Here is a 19,745-nt window from a genome sequence, read left to right as displayed (position 1 = left end):
TATCAATTGCGAAACTATATAACGTTTCTATAGACGAACTTGTGGGGTATAAAACAGAAAAAGGGGAACCAGATGAGTTGGCAGACACTCACTTTGAAGTAATTGATATGATTAAGTCACTTGATAGTGAGGATTGCAAATTAGTAGAAGAAGTTTTGAGAAGATTTAGGGGATATTCTTTTTCTAGAAATATAAATCTATAACAGACTCAAATACTTAGGCTATAGAGTTATAATGTAGTAAGTTAAATTAATAGTTTTTAAATATAGGCTAAGTAGTTATACTTAGCCTATATTTTCCTTTTCTTTAGGGAATGGGGTGATAGCTATTGATGTAAAGCTTTTAATGAATCGTATAATTAACGAATCAATAGAAAAAAGAGCCAGTGATATCCATATATACCCGCATATATCAGGGGATTCCTTTATACAACTCAGAGTGAATGGACACCTGAGTAAATATGAAAAATTTTCCAATAGGGAGATTGAACAGATTATATCTTTGTTGAAATATAATGCCAACATAGATATTTCAAGAAATAAAGAACCTCAAAGTGGTCGTTTCGTTTATAACTATAACGAAAAAGATTATTTTTTACGCGTTTCTACCTTGCCGTTAAGTGAACTTAATGAAGGATGTGTAGTGAGGATTTTTATTAATGAATTAGAAGATGTTGATTACAGTATCTTTGAGGAAGATAATGAATTTATAAATAATCTTTCTAAAAGAGCCTATGGTTTGATACTATTTTCAGGACCAACAGGAAGTGGAAAATCAACATCAATGTATAAACTATCTAGTGAATTAGCTAGTAGGGATAAACAGGTAATTACTGTAGAAGATCCTGTAGAGAAAAATATACCAACTTTGATACAAATGCAAGTGAACGAAAAAGCTGGAATAAATTATGACAATGCTTTAAAATCAATCTTACGATGCGATCCAGATGCAATGGTAATCGGTGAAATCAGAGATTTTAAAACAGCAAGTCAAGTTATTACTTCATCATTTTCTGGACATTTAGTATTAAGTACAATTCATGCAGAAAATTCTATAGGTGTAATTAATCGATTGAAAGATTTAAACCTGTCATTAGAAGATATTAAGCAGACCATAATTTGTATAATTTCTCAAAGATTGGTCAACTTAACAAATGGAAAAAGAGGATTAGTAACCGAAATATTGAAAAAAGAAGATATTCATGATTATATAGATAATGATAAGATTATTGCAAACTCTTTAGAGCAAAAATTTCAATTAGCATGTGAGAAGGGGTTGATCACTACTGATGAAAAAGAAAAATGGGGATATTAAAAAAGCTCTAGATAAAGAGAATAAAATATATTTTATAAAACGTCTATATGAATTAATTGATCATGGATATATGCTAGAGGATTCTTTAGAATTTTTACTTATTCAATATGAAGTTGCTGATGACGAAATTAAAAAGATAAAAGAAAAACTCTCTAACGGAAGTAAATTATCCGATATATTGGGATATCTTGGTTATTCACAACTAATTGTTAGTAAAATAAAATTTGCTGAAGATTATGGTCGAATAGAAGATATGTTACTTGAAGTTGAAACATATCTAAAAATAAAAAAAATACAACAAGAAAAGGTAATAAAAACTTTACGATATCCACTATTTTTAACACTCACATTAATCTGCCTTATCATGGTGTTTAATGCGCTAGTAATTCCACAATTTGAGAACATCTATACTTCATCTAATATCAAGATGGATCTCCAGACTATTATATTAATCAAATCACTATATTACATTCCAAAAATTATTTCAATTATTTTTTTACTTATACTAATATGTATAGGATATACTTTTTATACAATTAAATATAAACCAAATCTATTTTTAAAATCTCTTTTATACATTCCTAAAGTAAGGAACTATTCTAAATTATATTTTTCTTACAGATTTTCTATGGAATTAAGTTTATTTCTTATGAGCGGATTTTCGTTAAAGACAGCTTTAGAAGTCATGGTTGAAGAAGACTATGATTATTACTTAACGCTCTTTTCTAAAGATATTTTAAATGAGTTAGATCAAGGTATAGGCTTCGAGGATGCAATCGGAAAGATTAAATACTTTGATAAATCTATGAGAAAATTTGTAAGCCATGGAAAAAATAATGGTTTGATTGACAAAGAACTAAAACTATTTAGTGAACTGATGCTAGATACTTTTCTAACATCGTTAGATAAAAATTTGAAAAAATTACAACCTATTTTATTTGGTATTTTAGCCGTAGTTATTGTCGGATTGTACATGGTTATTCTTTTACCGATATTTAATATGGCTAGCTCTCTTAGATAAGGAGGAATATATGGAAAATATTATTAAAAAGTTAAAAAATAAAGAAGCTTTTACACTTATAGAGATGTTAATCGTTCTCTTTATAATCGCAATACTTCTAATTCTTATAATCCCTAATATTACTAAGAATATAGATACAGCAAAAGATAAAAGCTCTGAAGCTTATGAAAAAACGGTTCAATCCCAAGTAACAGCTTATGAAATTAATGAAAAAGACAAAGATGTTACTTTCGAAAAACTAGTTGAAAAACATTATTTAGATGGCCCAGCAGACAAAGCTAGTACAGCACCAAATGGTAAAAAAATAGTAATAGCCAATGGTAAAGCAACATTACAAAAATAGACAGGGCTTTAGTTTGGTAGAGATGTTAGCGGTACTTTTAATAGTAAGTATTATAGTAATAATATTATCTAGAATATCAATAAACACCTATGAAAAATATCAAGAAAGATTAGCGGTTAATGAACTAGTTTCAGAGATATACAATGTGCAAACACGAAGCTTGAATGAAAGAAGAACATTTATTATCTTTTTTGTGAACGATGATAAGTATGATACATTTTATGATAATCATGAGCATTGGAAAAAAATTAAAAGAGTAGGAAAACCAAAGTTAGGACGAGCCTCGGTTACATTTGAATACAGAAAGGGGAATCTAGTGTCTAAGGCAAATACTGTAGATGTGCAGTTTGATAATAGTAGATATAGAATTATTGTTCATTTAGATACTGGATACATAACACTGGATGAAGTATAACAAAGAAGCTTTCACCTTTGTTGAAATGATAGGGGCACTATTTATATGCTCATTATTATTCGTGTTTTTGGTTCCGAATATGGTTCGCCAATACTCAAATTTAAATAAGATAGAAAAAGAATTAGAAATGAAGGAAATATTATATGAGGAAATTTGTAGTCATTACAAAGATCACACGTTCACAGTAACACGAGGTGACTATTACATAAGTGTAGATGAAAAATCAGCTAGAATAGAGGATGAACATACTGGTGAAAAAATTAGCTATAGTTAAGAACAAAAAAGGATTTACCTTGCTAGAATTAACTGTGTCACTGTTTCTATTAATAATTTTGACATTACTACTTATGTTAATTATACAAACGACTATGACAACTTCAAAAAGATTTCTAGATTACTCTAATTATGAATATGCTCTTGCTCATAAAAAAATATTAGAAACGTATAACAATAGTGCTAAAGTCTATCAAGAAAGTAATTACATTTTAATGAAAAGTAAAGATGATGTAGAAGATGTAAGAATTAACTTTAGAGGTGGTAGGATATATATAGATAAGTTCAAAGATTCCAATAACTTTGCAGGATATATTCTTGTGCTAAAAAATATGAAGAGTTATACATTATCACAAGAAAACGACATAATACATGTTTCAATTGTTGATAAAAGTGATCACGAACGAGAGATGTATTTAAAAGTCAAAAATGAGAAAACTGACAAAGAGAAAGAAAAAGAAAAGAAAGAAAAAGAAGACAAGGCTAAAGAGGAAAAAGAAAATAAGAATAAGGATGAAGAAAATTATCATAACGAACACGAGAAGGAAGGTGAGTAAACTATGAACTTAAAAACAAATCATAAAAAAGCTAATGCCATAGTTGCCTCACTTTTAGTAACTTTGTTAGTAATAACAGTCCTCTTTAGTATTGTAGGAATATACATAAATAAAATGTATAGTTTGAAAAATTTGAACGATTATTATGATAAGAAAATAGTACAGCAACTTCAAGAAAACAGCAAATCTAAATAATATACATACATCCTAATCTCAAATAATGAGGTTAGGATGTTTTGTTATTATATGTTAATTAATTTCTAGAAGAGTGAGATATGGTTTAATGTAAATCAATTAGTGTCATAGAAAATTATAATATTTGTTGCTTTGTTTAACTAAATGGTTTAAAATATTATTATATTGTCAAAAATTTAAAATTAAATTTTAAGGAGATTTTAATGGGTAAAAAATTATTGTTAGGATTAGTAGGTGCTGGAGCATTAGCAGCTACTGTATTTCACAAAAAAGAAAATCTTAGTTCAGAAGAACGTGCAAAAGTAGAAGAAGCTAAAAAGTATTTAGAAGAAAAAGGATATGTTGTAACAGGAAAATCTAAGTTTCCTGTTGGAGGTTTAAACATACTTTCAGTATCTTCATTACCAATGTATTATAAAGCTGCAAAGACTGTAGCTAAATTTATTTTATAAGATTATGTTTATACCAGAAAAAAATTATTCATTTTATGATGATAATCCAAAAGGTAAATTAACAATAAAAAAATTTGTAAAAGAAATGTATTATCGTCTTATGTATGATGAAATATCATTACTATCTGCAAATTTAAGTTATTATTTTATTTTATCATTATTCCCTATGTTAATTGTTGCGTTAGCTTTAACACCATACTTTAAAATTGACCAACAATTTCTATTAGAAAAGATTCAAAATTTTGCCCCTGGGGACCTAGGTGATTATCTTTTTGATATGATTTCTGAAGTATTAAACAATAAGAACAATACGATTATCACAGTGGGTATAGTATTTACTTTATGGTCGGCTTCTAGTGGTATTTATGGAATCATTATTGCCTTTAATAATGCCTTTAGAGTTAGAGATGGAAGAATATGGATAGTAACAAAATTGATTAGTGTAGTGATTACAGCGTTGTTTTTAGTAGGAATGTTCGTAGTTCTTGCACTTGTTGTATTTGGAAAACAACTTACATATATTTTATTCCACAAATTTAATCTAGATGAAGGATTTTATAATTTATGGTCAGTTTTAAATTATAGTTTCCCGATACTATTTACTTTTATAGTATTTGTATTTTTATATATAATGGGACCGAATTTAAAATTAAAAGCTATTAGTATTTTACCAGGATCTATATTTGCGACAGTTTCCTGGACTTTAATAAGTAGGCTATTCGGATACTACATAGATCATTTTTCTAGCTATATTAAAACATATGGAACAATCGGAGCATTTATGGCGTTTATAATTTGGTTGTATATTACAGGATATATACTAATTATCGGAGCAGAAATAAATGCAATATTTCATAATTATAGAGTTGAACATAGAGTGTTTGAAGAAACTCATACTACAGAATAGAAAATAAATAGATAAAACATATATAATAGACAAGTATAACCTTTGTTATGTACTTGTCTTTATTTTTGTAAAATTATATAAATACACTATGAATGTCAAATATTTGATGTAATTAGTATACAATAGAAGTGCATTATTATATTAAAAGTTAGCGTTTTATAGTATAATTATAGTTAATAAAATTTAATTTTGATTAAAGATTGTGAGGAACTAAACCATGAAAAAAGAAATATATTTAGCAGGTGGATGTTTCTGGGGAGTAGAAGGTTACTTTGCGCAACTTGATGGAGTTTTATCTACAAGAGTTGGATATAGTAATGGTCAGACTGCAGAAACTACTTATCAAAATATTAAATCTACAGATCACGCAGAAGTAATTTACTTAACATATGATAACTCAGTATTACCATTAAATGATGTACTTCGTCATTACTTTAGAATTATTGATCCAGTAAGTGTTAATAAGCAAGGTGGAGACAGAGGTCGCCAATACAGAACTGGTATTTACTACGTAGACGAAGAAACAAGAGATGAAGCTGTTAAGTTTATAGAAGAACAACAAAAAAATTATACTAAGAAAATCGCTGTAGAAGTAGAAGCGGTAAATAACTATATCGATGCTGAAGAGTATCACCAAAAATACTTAGAAAAAAACCCTACAGGATACTGTCACGTAGACTTAAGTTTAGCGAAAAAAAGCTTATAATTTATTAAAATAAGTTTGAAATAATCACCAAAAAAAGGTAAAATATAATTAGGTATAAATAAGAAAATAAGGAGTTATAAAATGACAAATATTTTAATTTTTGGACATAAAAATCCAGATACTGATACAATTTGTTCAAGTATCGTATACAACAACTTAAAAAGAATTCAAGGAATGGATACAGAAGCTGTAAGACTTGGAGAAATCAATGATGAAACAAGATATGCACTTGAGCATTTCAACGTTTTTGAACCACGTTTAGTTGAAGAAGTAGCAGAAGGACAACAAGTTATTTTAGTTGACCACAACGAATTCCAACAATCAGTTAATGGAATTGAAAAAGCGGTAATTCGTGAAGTAATCGATCACCACCGTATTGCTAACTTCGAAACTGCAGCTCCACTTTACTACCGTGCAGAGCCACTAGGATGTACAGCTACAATCCTAAAAAAAATCTATGAAGAACAAAGTGTTCACATCGATAAACAAATGGCAGGATTAATGTTATCAGCTATTATTTCTGATTCATTATTATTCAAATCACCAACATGCACATTACGTGATAAAGTAGCAGCAGAAGAATTAGCAGCTATCGCAGAAGTTAACTTAGAAGAATACGGATTAGCTATGTTAAAAGCAGGTGCTTCAACAACTGATAAAACTGCTGAAACTTTAATCTCACTAGATGCTAAAGAGTTCGTTTTAGGTGAAGATAAACTTGTAGTAGCTCAAATTAACACTGTAGATGCTAATGAAGTAGCAGAAAGAAAAGCAGAATTAGAAACAGCTATTAAAGCAGAATTAGATTCTAAAGGATTATCAGCATACGTGTTTGTAATCACAAATATCTTAACTTCAGATTCAGAAGTATTAGTATTAGGTGACAAACAAGATAAAGTAGCTGCTGCATTTGGAAAAACTCTTGAAAATGACTTTATGACATTAGAAGGTGTTGTATCTCGTAAAAAACAAGTAGTTCCTCAAATTACAGAAGAGTTTTCAAAATAATTACTAAAAAATAATGTTTAAGAAAGTGAGGACAATGTTTCTCACTTTCTACTTTATTTAAATAATAAACAAGAAGGAAAAATATGCATATATTTAAAACATTATATTGGCCTATAATAAAAAAGGTCATATTAAATACATTTATTGTAATTGCCTTTTCTGGTTTGACTAAAGGAAGTTTACGAGTTGATCATCCAGTATATGGTTTTCTTGGAGCATTGCTCATTACGATTTTATTTGTGCTAATTCGACCATTATTGTTGATTAGTATAATGATAACAATATTTAGTTTTGGACTTTTTTCACTATTGGTAAGGACGTTATTAGTGTATTTAGTTTCTTATATATTATCACCACATTTTGAGATAATGTCTTTTTGGACAGCATTTGGTTTGGTGATAATTATTATGCTATTTAATTTTATATTAAATACAAATGATAGAAAGATAATAATTAGAACATTCAAAAATAAATAAAAGGAAATAATAATTATGCCAAAAATTACAACGAAAGATCTTGTAGAAATTTTAAATCTAGAAATTGTTAGTGGTGAAAAAGGATTAGATAGAGAGATAACAACAGAAGAATTATCTCGTCCAGCCTTGCAACTTGCAGGATATTTCTCTCATTATTCACCACAGAGAGTACAAATTCTAGGAACTAGTGAATTATCATTTTTTAAACTAATTCCAGAAATTGAAAAAAAATCAAGAATGCGTATGCTTTGTACAAGAATAACTCCATGTATTATAATTGCACGTGACCTGGAAGTTCCTGAGGAACTAAAAGAAGCGGCTGATAGATATGATACTCCAGTATTAAGAAGTAAACAAGATACGACAAAACTAATGGGGAATATTACTAATTATCTTCAAAAGGTTTTTGCACCTACAACTTCAGTTCATGGTGTATTTATCGAAGTTTATGGTATTGGAGTATTAATAACAGGAGAAAGTGGAGTAGGTAAGAGTGAAATAGCTCTAGAACTTATAAAGCGTGGACACAGATTAGTAGCGGATGATAGGGTTGATATAAAAGAAATAGAACAAGGATTCTTAATAGGAAGCTGTGAATCAACGCTAATAAAACACTTATTAGAAATTCGTGGTTTAGGTATTATAAATGTAATGACATTATTCGGTACTGGTGCTGTACGAAGTGATAAAAGATTACAACTTAATATTCACCTAGAAACATGGAATGATCAAAAACAATACGATCGTATAGGATTAGGAAATGAACATAGAGAAATCCTTAATTCAAAAATAGAAAAGAAAACAATCCCAGTAAGACCTGGACGAAACGTAGCTATCATTATTGAATCAGCTGCTATGAACTACAGATTAAATCAAATGGGAATCAACACTGCTAAAGAGTTTACTTCAAAATTAGCAGAAGAAATAAAACAAAAAAATAAGAACAATGGGGTGAACTAAAATGACATTAGGTTTCTTAGATCCAGTTGCATTTCATCTATTCAGTAAACCGGTTTATTGGTATGGGATAATAATTGCAACAACAGTATTTTTTGCCTACTTACTTGCAGATAGAGAAGCAACTAAACGTGGCTTAAAACCAGATACAATGTTAGATTTATTGCTAATTGCTTTACCAATAGCATTTATCTTTGCTCGTGCATATTATGTAATATTTAGATGGGAATATTATGCAGGAGACTTTAGTAGTATGATAGCTATTTGGGATGGTGGAATAGCTATTTACGGTGGTTTAATTGGAGGATTTATAGTTCTTTACTTCTTTGCGAGAAGAAGAGGAGTTAAAATAATCAAATTATTAGATATAATTGCTCCAAGCTTGTTAGTAGGACAGATGTTAGGACGTTGGGGGAACTTCTTTAATCATGAAGCATACGGTGAAATGGTTACTAAACAATATTTAGAGAACAGATTTATACCGAACTTCATTATAGAAAATATGTACATTGATGGGGCTTATCGTCAACCAACATTTTTATATGAAAGTTTATGGTGTTTAATAGCATTAGTAATACTATTATTAATACGTAATAAATTAGCTCAAAGTGAAGTATTTGCTGCATATTTAATTTTATATGGAGTAGAGAGATTTATTGTAGAAGGAATGAGAACAGACTCACTTTATTTAGGAAGTCTTAGAGTATCTCAAGTTCTTTCACTAGTATTTGTAATAGGAAGTTTGATATACTTAATAGTGCTTAATACAAAATTCAAGGATAAAAAGATTTTGTATAGAGAATCATAATAAAGAAGGTGGAAAATATGTCAGAAAAAATTTATGACTTAATTATCGTTGGAGCAGGTCCAGCAGGTATGACAGCTTCAATCTACGCATCACGAGCGAATATGTCAGTGTTGATGTTAGAAAGAAAATATCCAGGTGGACAAATGCTTTCAACAGAAGAAATTGAAAACTACACAGGATATGAAATGGTAACTGGTCCTGAACTATCAGAAAAAATGTTCGAACACTCTAAAAAATTCGGAACAGAATTTGCTTTTGGTAATATTACAAAAGTTGGTGAAAAAGACGGACTTAAATATGTTGTTGCAGGTGAAAAAGAATATGTTGCTAAATCAATAATTATTGCAACAGGTTCGGAGCACAGAAATCTTGATGTTCCTGGTGAAGAACAGTTCTCAGGAAAAGGTGTAAGTTACTGTGCGGTATGTGATGGTGCATTCTTTAGAAATAAAGAAGTAGTAGTTATCGGTGGAGGAGATTCAGCGGTAGAAGAAGCTTTATATCTTTCTAATTTAGCAGCAAAAGTTACTATTGTTCACAGACGTGATGAACTACGTGCACAAAAAATTCTTCAAGACAGAGCATTTGCAAAAGAAAATATCGAATTCGTATGGGATAGTGTAGCATACGAAATTAAAGGTGAAAGAAAAGTTTCATCTATTGAAATTAGAAATGTAAAAACTGGAGAAGAAAGTTCAATTCCAGCTGATGGTGTGTTTATCTATGTTGGTATGTTACCGCAAACACAAGACTTCAGAGATTTAGGTATTACTGATGAAGCTGGTTATATTCCAACTAACGAAAGATTAGAATCAGCAGTACCAGGAATTTTTGCTGCAGGTGATGTTCGAGTAAAAGAAATTCGTCAAGTAATCACAGCAGCTTCTGATGGTGCTATCGCAGCTCAAAGTGCTTATAGCTACGTAGAAGGTTTAGAATAAAAAAGAAGAAGAGAGGTTCAAATTAGAGCCTCTCTTCTATTTTGAGTAAAAAACTGTGACTCGATTAAAAATACACAGTTCTAGTTTTTTACCAAAGGCTTTAGTTAATTGATAAAATGAAAAGATCACCCTTTTTAAGAGTGATCCTTCTTAGTATCTTATCCTTTGAAATCAAAAATACTCTTACGTTTACTGAAGTCAAATTTCATATGATTATTAGAATTTACCATTTTCTCTCTAAAATCATTTATTGGAATTTCTTCACTTTTACCAGAAGGATATGATCTCTTATAAACTTTTGAATTAGTTTCAGCATCAAAATCAAAAGCATCTGTTTTTTCTAGTGCTAAACCATCATTGTTTAGTTTATAGAATGTATATCCATGTACTTTTGCACCACCTGAACCATATACTTGGAAAATTTTATCCTTAGTTATTGAAAGTGTTATTCGTTCTCCATTCACTCTTTCAGGTGTAATACGTACTACTTTATTATCTTTGTCTAGAGTATATACATCCATTGGACTATACTCATTCGGTTTATCCTTACTAGCTTCAGTGAATAGTAATAGTTCATCAATCCCATCACCGTTAATATCGAAGAAACCGTAGTTAAGGAAGTTATTACCAACTTGTTTTTCACCAAAAACTTTATAATTAGTAATGGCTACTGTATTAACATCTTTAGCATCATTTTTACCGCTACTTATAGCATCTTTATAATTTTTTAGTACACTAGCATAAGCAGTTTCGTAGTTATCAGGTTTCTTACGTTGATTATTGTCTTTTTTATCATTGTTATCGTTAGAAGAACTTTCACCGAATTTTTTCACTGATTGCCAGTTTTCATTATCAAATTTCATTACTTCTGCAATAGGGAAAGTATCATTAAATTCTTTCTTAGAATTGTATTCTTTATTATTTGTAATATCTTTGTATTTACTGTCATCCGCATCTAGACCAGTGAAAGTAATGACATTTGTTTTCTCCAGTTTATCTCCATCATTAGAGAATTTTAGGAAATTGTATTCTCCAGTGTCTTTATCGAATTTTCTAATTCTTATTGTTTTATCTTTAAATACTGCTGAACCAGAGTTATTATTAGTCCCATCAACACCAAGCTTATTAAGAATAGAACTATCGATAGTCTCAGGATTAAATAATCTTATAACTTTATTTTTTTTATCAAATGTATAAATATCGAATGGGTTATTAGGCTTATCATTTCTAGAAATGATAAGTTCTTTTCTACCGTTACCATCTATATCATAGAATACATATTTAATATAATCATCATTTTTCTTCTCTTTAAGAGCAGCTTTTAGTGCTTCAACATTAATAGAACTATCTGCATTGTCAGGATTGTTAATAGCATCCTTATATTTTTGAATAATTGTTCCATATATTTCATTCTCATTTACTACTTTTGGTTTAGAATGTTTAGAGTAATAATAATATCCACCACCAGCAAGTAATAATATACTTAGTAGAGAAGAAACAGTCGCGACTAATTTCCCTTTTGACTTTTTCTTAGGTTGTTTAGAAGAATTGTTAAAATTCTTTGGATTCATAACTGGAGGTATAGGAGAGATATTCTCTCTATTTTGATTATTTTGATTTTGATAAGAATTTTGTTGATGATTTGCCGAATTTCCTTGAGTTGAATTGTAATTTTGAGTATTACTTTGTTGGTTATTATTAGAACTTGTTTGATTTACATTATAATTTTCAACAGCTTTTTGTTCATTTGGAGTAGGTCCTTGGTTATAATTACTATAAGAACCCGTAGTGTTACTTTGTTGATAACTTTGACTATAGTTAGCTTGTGTTTTATCTTGTTCAGAATATTTAAGGCTCTGATTATTATTCACTTGATAATCTTGCTCATAGTTAGTTTGCTCATTAGTATTTTGCTGAGAATAATTGAAATTATCTTGCTGATAGTTTTTATTGTGGTTATTTTGTGTATTACTTTGCTCAGAATAACCGAAGTTTTGAGAATTACCTTGTTGATAATTATTGTAATACTGATTTGTATTTTGAGTGTTGTAGTTATAATCGTTTGAATATTGTTCTTGTCCAAAATTACCTTGAGAATTATATTGACTATAATCTTGATTATAGTTGTTATAGTTTTGATTATTGTACTGATTGTTGTAATAATTTTGGTTGTAGTTGCTATATTCTTGATTATAATTATTGTACTGTTGATTATAATTTCCTAAATTAGGATCTTGTTCAAAGTATTGATTAGAATTTTGATTATAATATTGATTATTATTTTGATAATATTCATTATAATTTTGTTCGCTATTTTGATTATAATTTTCATAATTATTATTTTGATTATTGTTGTTAGTTGGCGAATTATAATTATTTTTAGTCATAAACTTTTCTCCTTGCTATCTTATAATTAATATTATAAAAAGTTTTTTAAAGAAAATCAAGAATACTGAAGAGAATTAAGATGTAGGTACATACACTTACTAAATTTCAAAATAATATATGTAAAAATTCGTATTATATAACATCATTTTTTATAAATTCACACCTAATACTTATTTTTTAGAGGATATTATTATAAGAACTAATTTTAATAGAATAGTATCGGTTTTAACGAGGATTTAACCTTAGTTAAGAAAGTTATATAAGATAATAGTAAATAAAGTAAATCATTCGTAATAAAATCAAATTTAAATTTGGATATTTAATATCTCTAAAAAGATTAATTAAATTTAGAATTGAATGTGAAAAAAGTATAATAAATGGAGATTAAAGTCCTAAAAAAGAAATAGAAGAGTCTTTATTATAAAAACCTTTTAAAAGCATTATTAATAGTGTTCTTGTAGTTTTTAAAAAATTGATACATAAAGGAATTTAGATATATAAAAAAGTAAAAATATAAAAAGTATTTGGATTTAAAAATTATCCCAAGAAAAATATGAAAAAATCATATGAATTAGAGATATTTGTAGACATTAGAAACATATTGTGATAATATAAAAGAAATAAAGCGACTAAGATAGAATAATAGCTATTTTAATAGTTTTATGATGTATTAATCATAATTTATATGGTCTTTAAAATTATTAGGAGGAGAAATATGGTAGGAAAAAATAACCATTATTTAAAAGATACCAAACAAGGTACAAAAGTAGAATCATACTCAATTAAAAAATTTAAAGTAGGAGCAGCATCAGTAGTAGTTGGTGCAAGTATCTTTTTTGGTGCTGGGGCAGTAGCACAAGCAGCAGAAGAAGTATCAAGTAATACAACTACAGATAAGACATTGTCTGATGAAAAATCTGAAGTTACACCTAAAACTGTGGCCAAGACTACTGTAGAAAACACTAAAGAATCTGTTGCATCTGCAGTAGCAGAAAAAGCTGCGTCAGAGTCTACAAAAGAAACTGCTAAAGCAGAAGTAAAAAAAGATATTTTAAAAGCTAGTGTAGAATCATTAGAAGAAAAATTAAAAACAGCTCAAGACGCTGATAAAACAGCAGTAGAAACAGCTCGTAAAGTGTTAGAAGAAGCTAAAGCAGTATTAGCTAGCGAAACAGCGACACAAGAAGATGTGAATACTCAAGTTGTGAAAGTGCAAGCTTTAAGCACTGTATTAACAGAAGCTAAAACACAAGCTTTCGACAAAAAATTAGAAGAGAAAAAAGCTGAAGAGCAAAAAGACAAAGAAGCTAAAGCTACAAAAGAAGAAAAAGAACTATCAGGGGCTAAAAAAGAATTAGCACAAGTAGCTTCAGAAGCAGAAGTGACTAATAAATTAGCTAAAACAGAATTAAGTAAAAAAGAGCTAAAAGTAGAAGCGAAACCAGCAGTAGAAAAAGCTGTAGTGAAAAATGAAGAAGTTCTAAAACTTGCTAACGAATTATTAGGTAATGATGAAGCTACAAAAGAACAAGTAGCTAAAAGCTTAGCTGAACTTAGTGAATCTATTAAAGCGGTATATAGCCAATTAGAAACTGCAGGGTCAAAACGTAATGGTAAATTCGAAGTGAATTTAGCAGAAACTGCTACTACTGCATTAACAGATGGTACAACTGAACTAGGTAAAAAATGGTTAGAAGACCATGGCTATACAACATTAGCGGACGTACCAATTAAGAAAAACTCAAAAGAAATTGCAACGTTAAATGATCAAATTCAATGGCTTGATTTTTCTGATACATCAGCTTGGACAAATTTGAAAAATGAAGTTCAATTACAAATTGGTTCACAATATCAAAAACAAATAATGCCTGGATATGTTGTGACATTAACCGTTAAAGAATTAAAACCTTTCGAAACTACAGAAGCGTATAAACAACGTGTAGCAGGAACTGAACATGCAGCGAGTTATGATGCAGATAAAGAGAATAAATTTAACCGTGCAACAGGATTTGGAGCGGTACCACAGCATAATACTTACACAAATATCCGCGAAAGAGGAAATGGGATTAATACAGGAAACCATAAAACAACGATTGCACCGGTAACGGATACAGGAAGTCAAGTAGGAGGAGTTACAGCTGGGATTATCTTTTCTGTTTCAGCAACTTATAATAATAAGCCGGTTCAACCTGGTATTGTAATGGCTTCAGGTGAGGATATCAGTGCTGGAGAATTAGAAGCGGAAATTTATACTACTAACGGGACACCTTGGGATTTAGCAGGTGTTATCGGTCGAGATGGTAAGACTCAATATAAACCTACACCAAACTTCCAAAAAGTAAATGCTACAATTACTTATAATACACCTGAGTTTAATAAAGCACTTGCAGCAAAAATGTTTGCGACTAGAGATTCTGCTACAGCAGGCTTAGGATCACAAATTTTTGGTTCTTACTCAAATGGTGGAAATTTTGCTTCACCAATCGTATCATCAGCTAATGTTACTGAAGCTGGTATTTATATCATTTCAGCTGGTCAACAAAGTACAATGGTTGGGATTAAAATCTCTGATTTCGGAGATCTTCCAGCGTCTTATGGAACAGCAGAACACTTTATTAGAACTGAAACAACAGATTGGAATACAAATGTAGTTAGACAAATCCAACAACCATTCTTAGGAACTGAAAAAGCAGATGTGGATTCAGCACCGGGAATTCGTGTGCGTGGAGAAGGATCAGATGATCGAAAAGATTCTGCCGATGAAGGCGTTAAACAACTGATCGATGCCGCGGATGTACATGAAAATAAAGATACTGGTGAACCAGAAGTGAAATTAGTAAAAGCTCCGGATGACACTTATGAAGTGAATATTAGAGCTTCTGTAAATGGTAACACAAGTTATAATGGTACTATGGATCCAGCTTACGTTCGAGGATTTATTGATTTCAATAATAACGGTAAGTTTGATGCTGATGAGGCGTCGGATATTGTAAAAGTTACAGAAAACAATCAAAAAGTAACATTAAGATTCCGTAATACACAAATTATTGATACGACGAAAGAAACGGTTAATTTCCGTGTTCGTATTGCTAAAGAAGAATCTCAAGTTGAAAAACCAGTAGGAATCGCGTACTCTGGGGAAGTAGAAGATAATCAGATTCAAGTAGCAATACCGCCTCGTGGGGACAAAGAAGAAACTACAGGTGTTCAAGGAGAAACGCAATCAATCGATTTCGAGTTTGTTAACAGGGCTGAAGGTGACGATGCGTCTAATGTTGGATCTGGAAATGGGAAAACAACATTCAACTCATATGGTAAATTATACTATTCAGAACAAAGAAATAATATTAGTTTAGAAACAACTAAAGTTAAACAATCTGAAGGGGTTATGATTGTTAAACCAGACGGTTCTCTTGCGAAAACGTATACTAAAGATGGTCAAGGTACGTATAATGTTACAGATACAGGAGTAACATTCACGCCAGTGGCTAACTTCGTTGGTAAAGCAGATGGTGTTGCACTACGTGCAGTAGATGCGAATGGTCAAACAACTGGATGGAAAGCTTTAACAGAAAGAAATGGACTTGTAAACAATAATACAGGAATCCACTCTACTACAGAGTTAACAATGGATGCTGTTTATATTCCAAATGTAACACCAAAAACAATTACTGCAGATCCAAAAACTTCTATTGATATTCAAGGTAAAGAACAAACTGGAACTCCAGTATTTAAAGCTTTTGCGGGAACAACAAAAGAAGAGGCTATCACGCCAACAGCAACTCATCCTGCAAAATTAATTAATCCTACAGATAACTCACTTGCTGAATCGGTAACAGTGGAGAATGAAGGAACATATACAATCAATCCAACAACTGGAGTGGTAACATTCAAGCCACTTCCAACATTCAAAGGTAAAGCAAAAGGAATTGGTGTATCGTTAACTGTACCGGTAGGAGCTGATAAAGCTGGAACTGAAGTAACAGCGACAGCAACAACAACTTATACTCCAGAAGTTGTTCCAGTAGTACCAACAGCAACACCAGCAGAATCTACAAACATCCAAGGTGAAGAACAATCAGGTGTTGTAGCATTTGCTCCAGGAAAAGCAACAATTGGAGATGCAGAAAAAACAGTAGAACTTAAACCAAATTCAGCTAAATTGTTAAATGCAGATGGAAGTGTACCGACAGAAGCAACAGTACCAGCTTATAAAGAGGATGGAGTTACTCAAGTAGGTACATACTCAGTTGATCCTGCTACTAACACTGTGAAATTTACGCCAACTGATAAGACTTACGTAGGTAAAGTATTACCAGCAAATGTTCAAGCAGAAGACGTAAATGGAACAGTTGTAAAAACTACATACACTCCACATATCGTAGGGGTAACACCAACAGCTACACCAGCGGAATCTACAAATATCCAAGGTGAAGAACAATCAGGTGTTGTAGCATTTGCTCCAGGTAAAGCGACTATCGACAATGTTGAAAAAACAGTAGCAATAAAAACTAACTCTGCAAAATTAGTAAATGCTGATGGAAGTGTACCGACAGAAGCAACAGTACCGGCATATGCAGCAGATGGAACAAATAAAGTAGTAGGAACGTACTCACTCGATCCAGCAACAAATACAGTGAAATTCACACCAACAGATAAATCATACAAAGGTACTGTATTACCTGCAAATGTTCAAGCAGAAGATGAAAATGGAACAACTGTGAAAACAACTTATACACCACATATCGTAGGTGTAGCACCGACAGCAGATCCAGCTACGTCAACAGATGTACAGGGTGCTGTACAATCTAAAGAAGTGACATTCACACCAGGTAAAGCAGATATCAATGGAACAGAAAAAACAGCAGCAATAGATCCAGCATCATTTAAACTATTAGGTGAAAATGGACAACCAGCAGAATCAGTACCAGCTAAGAACCCAGCAGGAGAAGAAATTGGTACTTATACACTTAGTGTTGTAGATGGTAAGCCAACTGTAGTATTAACACCAACTAACAAAGCATATTCAGGTGCTGTTAAACCAGTAACTGTTCAAGCGGCAGATACCAATGGAACAACAGTAACAACTACTTACATACCAACTATTACGCCGATTAAGCCAACAGGAATACCTGTAGCAACAGAAGGAATTCAAGGTGCTGAGCAAAGTGGAACACCAACATTCACTCAAGGTAGTGATAAAGTTCCAATGAAGATTGATAATGACCAACCAGCGAAATTAGTAGATCCAGAAACTGGAAACCCAACTAATGAAACAACAATCCCAGCCAAAGACGCTAAAGGAAATACAGTTGGAACATACACAATCAAACCAACAACTGGAGAAGTAACGTTCACACCAAATAAAGATTTCGCAGGAACTCCAGTACCAGCGACAGTAGAAGCAAAAGATGCTAACGGAACACCAGCGATAGCGAAATATACTCCAACTGTAAAACCAGCAACACCAACAGCTGAGAACAAAGAAACAGAAGGAATCCAAGGAGCTACTCAAGAAGCAACTCCAGTATTCACAACAGGGAAAGCAATTGTTAAGGGTACAGAAGTAGAAGTTCCATTAGATAACAACATACCAGCGAAATTAATCGATCCAACGACTAAACAACCAACAGACGAAAAATCTGTTACAGTACCAAACGAAGGAACATACAAAATCGATGAGACTGGAAAAGTAACATTCACACCAGAAAAAACATTCACAGGAACAGCTAAAGGTATTGAAATTAGACGTGTAGATACAAACGGAACACCAGCGACAGCTAAGTACACACCAACAGTTAAACCTGCGACACCAACAGCAACAGATGCTGTAACAGAAGATGTACAAGGTGCAACTCAAAAAGGATTACCACAATTCTTAGGTGGACGTGTAACAGTTAATGGAGAAGAAAAAATCGTACCAATCGATGAGACTAAGAGTCTTGAATTAATCGATCCTAAGACAGAAACACCAACGACAGAGCCAGTAGTAGTACCAGGAGAAGGTACATATACTATCAACAACGGTATGGTAGAATTCACACCAGAAAAAACATTCACAGGTAAAACTGCTGGAATTGGTGTACGTCGTGTAGATACAAATGGAACACCAGCAACAGCTAAGTACACACCAGTTGTAAAACCAGCAACACCAATAAGCTCAGATGTAATAACAACAAATGTCCAAGGTGCAATTCAAGAAGGAACGCCAACATTTAAAGGTGGAAAAGTAACAATCAATGGTCAAGAAAAAACTGTTGAAATCGATGAAAATGTAAAACCAAAATTCGATGACGGAACAACTGAAAAAGTAGTACCAAACGAAGGAACATACACAATCGACGAAAATGGAAAAGTAACATTTACTCCAGAAAAAACATTCACAGGACAAGCGACAGGTGTAACAGTTAAACGTGTTGACAAAAATGGAACATCAGTAACAGCTAAGTATACTCCAGTAGTAATACCAGTGTCACCAACTTCTAAAGATGCTGAATCAGAAGGTCCAAAAGGAAAATCTCAAGAAGGAACACCAACATTTACAGGTGGAAAAGTTACAATTAATGGTAAAGAAGTACCAGTAGAAATTGATGAAAATGTAAAACCAAAATTCGACGATGGAACAACTGAAAAAGTAGTACCAAACGAAGGAACATACACAATCGATGAAAATGGAAAAGTAACATTCACTCCAGAGCCAAACTTTGTAGGAAAAGCTGCAGGAGTAACTGTTAAACGTGTTGATAAGAACGGTACAGAAATAACAGCTAAATATACTCCAACAGTTCGCCCAGACACTAGATATGTAGTTATCGAAAAAGATGGAAAAGAAACGGAATTAATTCCATCTAAAGATGGTGCTAAACCTTCAGAATCAATCCCAGGATATAATGTAGTTAAAACTGAAGTAGATGAAAAAGGAAATACAAAACACATCTACGAAAAAGTTAAAACATCATTCAAGGATAAAGAAGGAAACGAAAT

At 31.4% G+C, this 19,745-nt stretch carries 17 protein-coding genes and 1 pseudogene; 17 read left to right on the top strand and 1 reads right to left on the bottom strand.

The window, feature by feature from the left end; genetic code table 11:
* From RYK99_RS07300 to trxB, 16 genes and pseudogenes are all read left to right on the top strand, one after another.
* A pseudogene (locus RYK99_RS07300) lies at positions 1 to 203 on the top strand (XRE family transcriptional regulator); the annotation flags it as partial.
* A 142-nt stretch (positions 204 to 345) separates the two neighbouring features.
* Positions 346 to 1,314: a competence type IV pilus ATPase ComGA gene (gene comGA / locus RYK99_RS07295; RefSeq protein ID WP_314991395.1), complete on the top strand. Its 969-nt coding sequence runs from the start codon at positions 346 to 348 to the stop codon at positions 1,312 to 1,314.
* Positions 1,289 to 2,335 (top strand): competence type IV pilus assembly protein ComGB, encoded by a 1,047-nt coding sequence (gene comGB, locus RYK99_RS07290; RefSeq protein ID WP_271964700.1) that lies wholly within the window; start codon positions 1,289 to 1,291, stop codon positions 2,333 to 2,335. Before comGA ends, comGB begins: the two co-directional genes overlap by 26 nt.
* A gap of 10 nt (positions 2,336 to 2,345) precedes the next feature.
* The gene (gene comGC, locus RYK99_RS07285; RefSeq protein ID WP_271987002.1) at positions 2,346 to 2,678 is read left to right on the top strand and encodes a competence type IV pilus major pilin ComGC; all 333 of its coding nucleotides are present in this window, start codon (positions 2,346 to 2,348) and stop codon (positions 2,676 to 2,678) included.
* Entirely contained in the window at positions 2,653 to 3,093 is a 441-nt protein-coding gene (locus RYK99_RS07280; protein ID WP_314991392.1) for a prepilin-type N-terminal cleavage/methylation domain-containing protein, read from the top strand. The genes comGC and RYK99_RS07280 overlap by 26 nt, the downstream gene beginning before the upstream one ends.
* Positions 3,083 to 3,367, top strand: coding sequence for a type II secretion system protein (locus RYK99_RS07275; RefSeq protein ID WP_271987000.1), 285 nt, complete (start codon positions 3,083 to 3,085; stop codon positions 3,365 to 3,367). The genes RYK99_RS07280 and RYK99_RS07275 overlap by 11 nt, the downstream gene beginning before the upstream one ends.
* The gene (locus tag RYK99_RS07270; RefSeq protein WP_314991389.1) at positions 3,345 to 3,923 is read left to right on the top strand and encodes a prepilin-type N-terminal cleavage/methylation domain-containing protein; all 579 of its coding nucleotides are present in this window, start codon (positions 3,345 to 3,347) and stop codon (positions 3,921 to 3,923) included. The genes RYK99_RS07275 and RYK99_RS07270 overlap by 23 nt, the downstream gene beginning before the upstream one ends.
* Positions 3,924 to 3,926: 3 nt before the next feature.
* A complete protein-coding gene (locus RYK99_RS07265) occupies positions 3,927 to 4,118 on the top strand; it encodes a hypothetical protein (protein WP_314991387.1) in 192 nt (63 codons plus the stop codon).
* A gap of 203 nt (positions 4,119 to 4,321) precedes the next feature.
* Entirely contained in the window at positions 4,322 to 4,570 is a 249-nt protein-coding gene (locus RYK99_RS07260; protein ID WP_271966421.1) for a hypothetical protein, read from the top strand.
* A gap of 4 nt (positions 4,571 to 4,574) precedes the next feature.
* A complete protein-coding gene (locus RYK99_RS07255) occupies positions 4,575 to 5,477 on the top strand; it encodes a YihY/virulence factor BrkB family protein (protein ID WP_314991384.1) in 903 nt (300 codons plus the stop codon).
* A 217-nt stretch (positions 5,478 to 5,694) separates the two neighbouring features.
* The gene (gene msrA / locus RYK99_RS07250) at positions 5,695 to 6,183 is read left to right on the top strand and encodes a peptide-methionine (S)-S-oxide reductase MsrA (protein ID WP_314991382.1); all 489 of its coding nucleotides are present in this window, start codon (positions 5,695 to 5,697) and stop codon (positions 6,181 to 6,183) included.
* Positions 6,184 to 6,264: 81 nt separating this feature from the next.
* A complete protein-coding gene (locus RYK99_RS07245) occupies positions 6,265 to 7,191 on the top strand; it encodes a manganese-dependent inorganic pyrophosphatase (protein WP_271986996.1) in 927 nt (308 codons plus the stop codon).
* Between the two features lie 83 nt (positions 7,192 to 7,274).
* Positions 7,275 to 7,667 (top strand): phage holin family protein, encoded by a 393-nt coding sequence (locus RYK99_RS07240; protein WP_314991380.1) that lies wholly within the window; start codon positions 7,275 to 7,277, stop codon positions 7,665 to 7,667.
* Positions 7,668 to 7,682: 15 nt separating this feature from the next.
* Positions 7,683 to 8,627, top strand: coding sequence for an HPr(Ser) kinase/phosphatase (gene hprK, locus RYK99_RS07235; protein WP_314991379.1), 945 nt, complete (start codon positions 7,683 to 7,685; stop codon positions 8,625 to 8,627).
* Position 8,628: 1 nt separating this feature from the next.
* Positions 8,629 to 9,432 carry a prolipoprotein diacylglyceryl transferase gene (gene lgt / locus RYK99_RS07230; protein ID WP_314991377.1) on the top strand — a complete coding sequence of 268 codons (804 nt, stop codon included), beginning with the start codon at positions 8,629 to 8,631 and terminating at the stop codon, positions 9,430 to 9,432.
* 17 nt (positions 9,433 to 9,449) lie between these two features.
* Entirely contained in the window at positions 9,450 to 10,373 is a 924-nt protein-coding gene (gene trxB / locus RYK99_RS07225) for a thioredoxin-disulfide reductase (protein ID WP_271986992.1), read from the top strand.
* 158 nt (positions 10,374 to 10,531) lie between these two features.
* Here the strand turns inward: trxB and RYK99_RS07220 are convergent, their stop codons facing one another.
* Complete coding sequence (locus RYK99_RS07220) at positions 10,532 to 12,760, bottom strand: hypothetical protein (RefSeq protein ID WP_314991375.1); 2,229 nt, start codon at positions 12,758 to 12,760, stop codon at positions 10,532 to 10,534.
* Positions 12,761 to 13,476: 716 nt separating this feature from the next.
* On the opposite strand from RYK99_RS07220, the gene RYK99_RS07215 reads away from it, so the two are divergent.
* A partial coding sequence (locus tag RYK99_RS07215) for a YSIRK-type signal peptide-containing protein (protein WP_314991373.1) occupies positions 13,477 to 19,745 on the top strand: 6,269 nt, incomplete at its 3' end.

The organism is uncultured Gemella sp., from assembly GCF_963537375.1.
In the GTDB taxonomy this organism is placed as follows: Bacteria; Bacillota; Bacilli; order Staphylococcales; family Gemellaceae; genus Gemella.
This window is presented reverse-complemented; position numbering and strand designations above follow the sequence as displayed.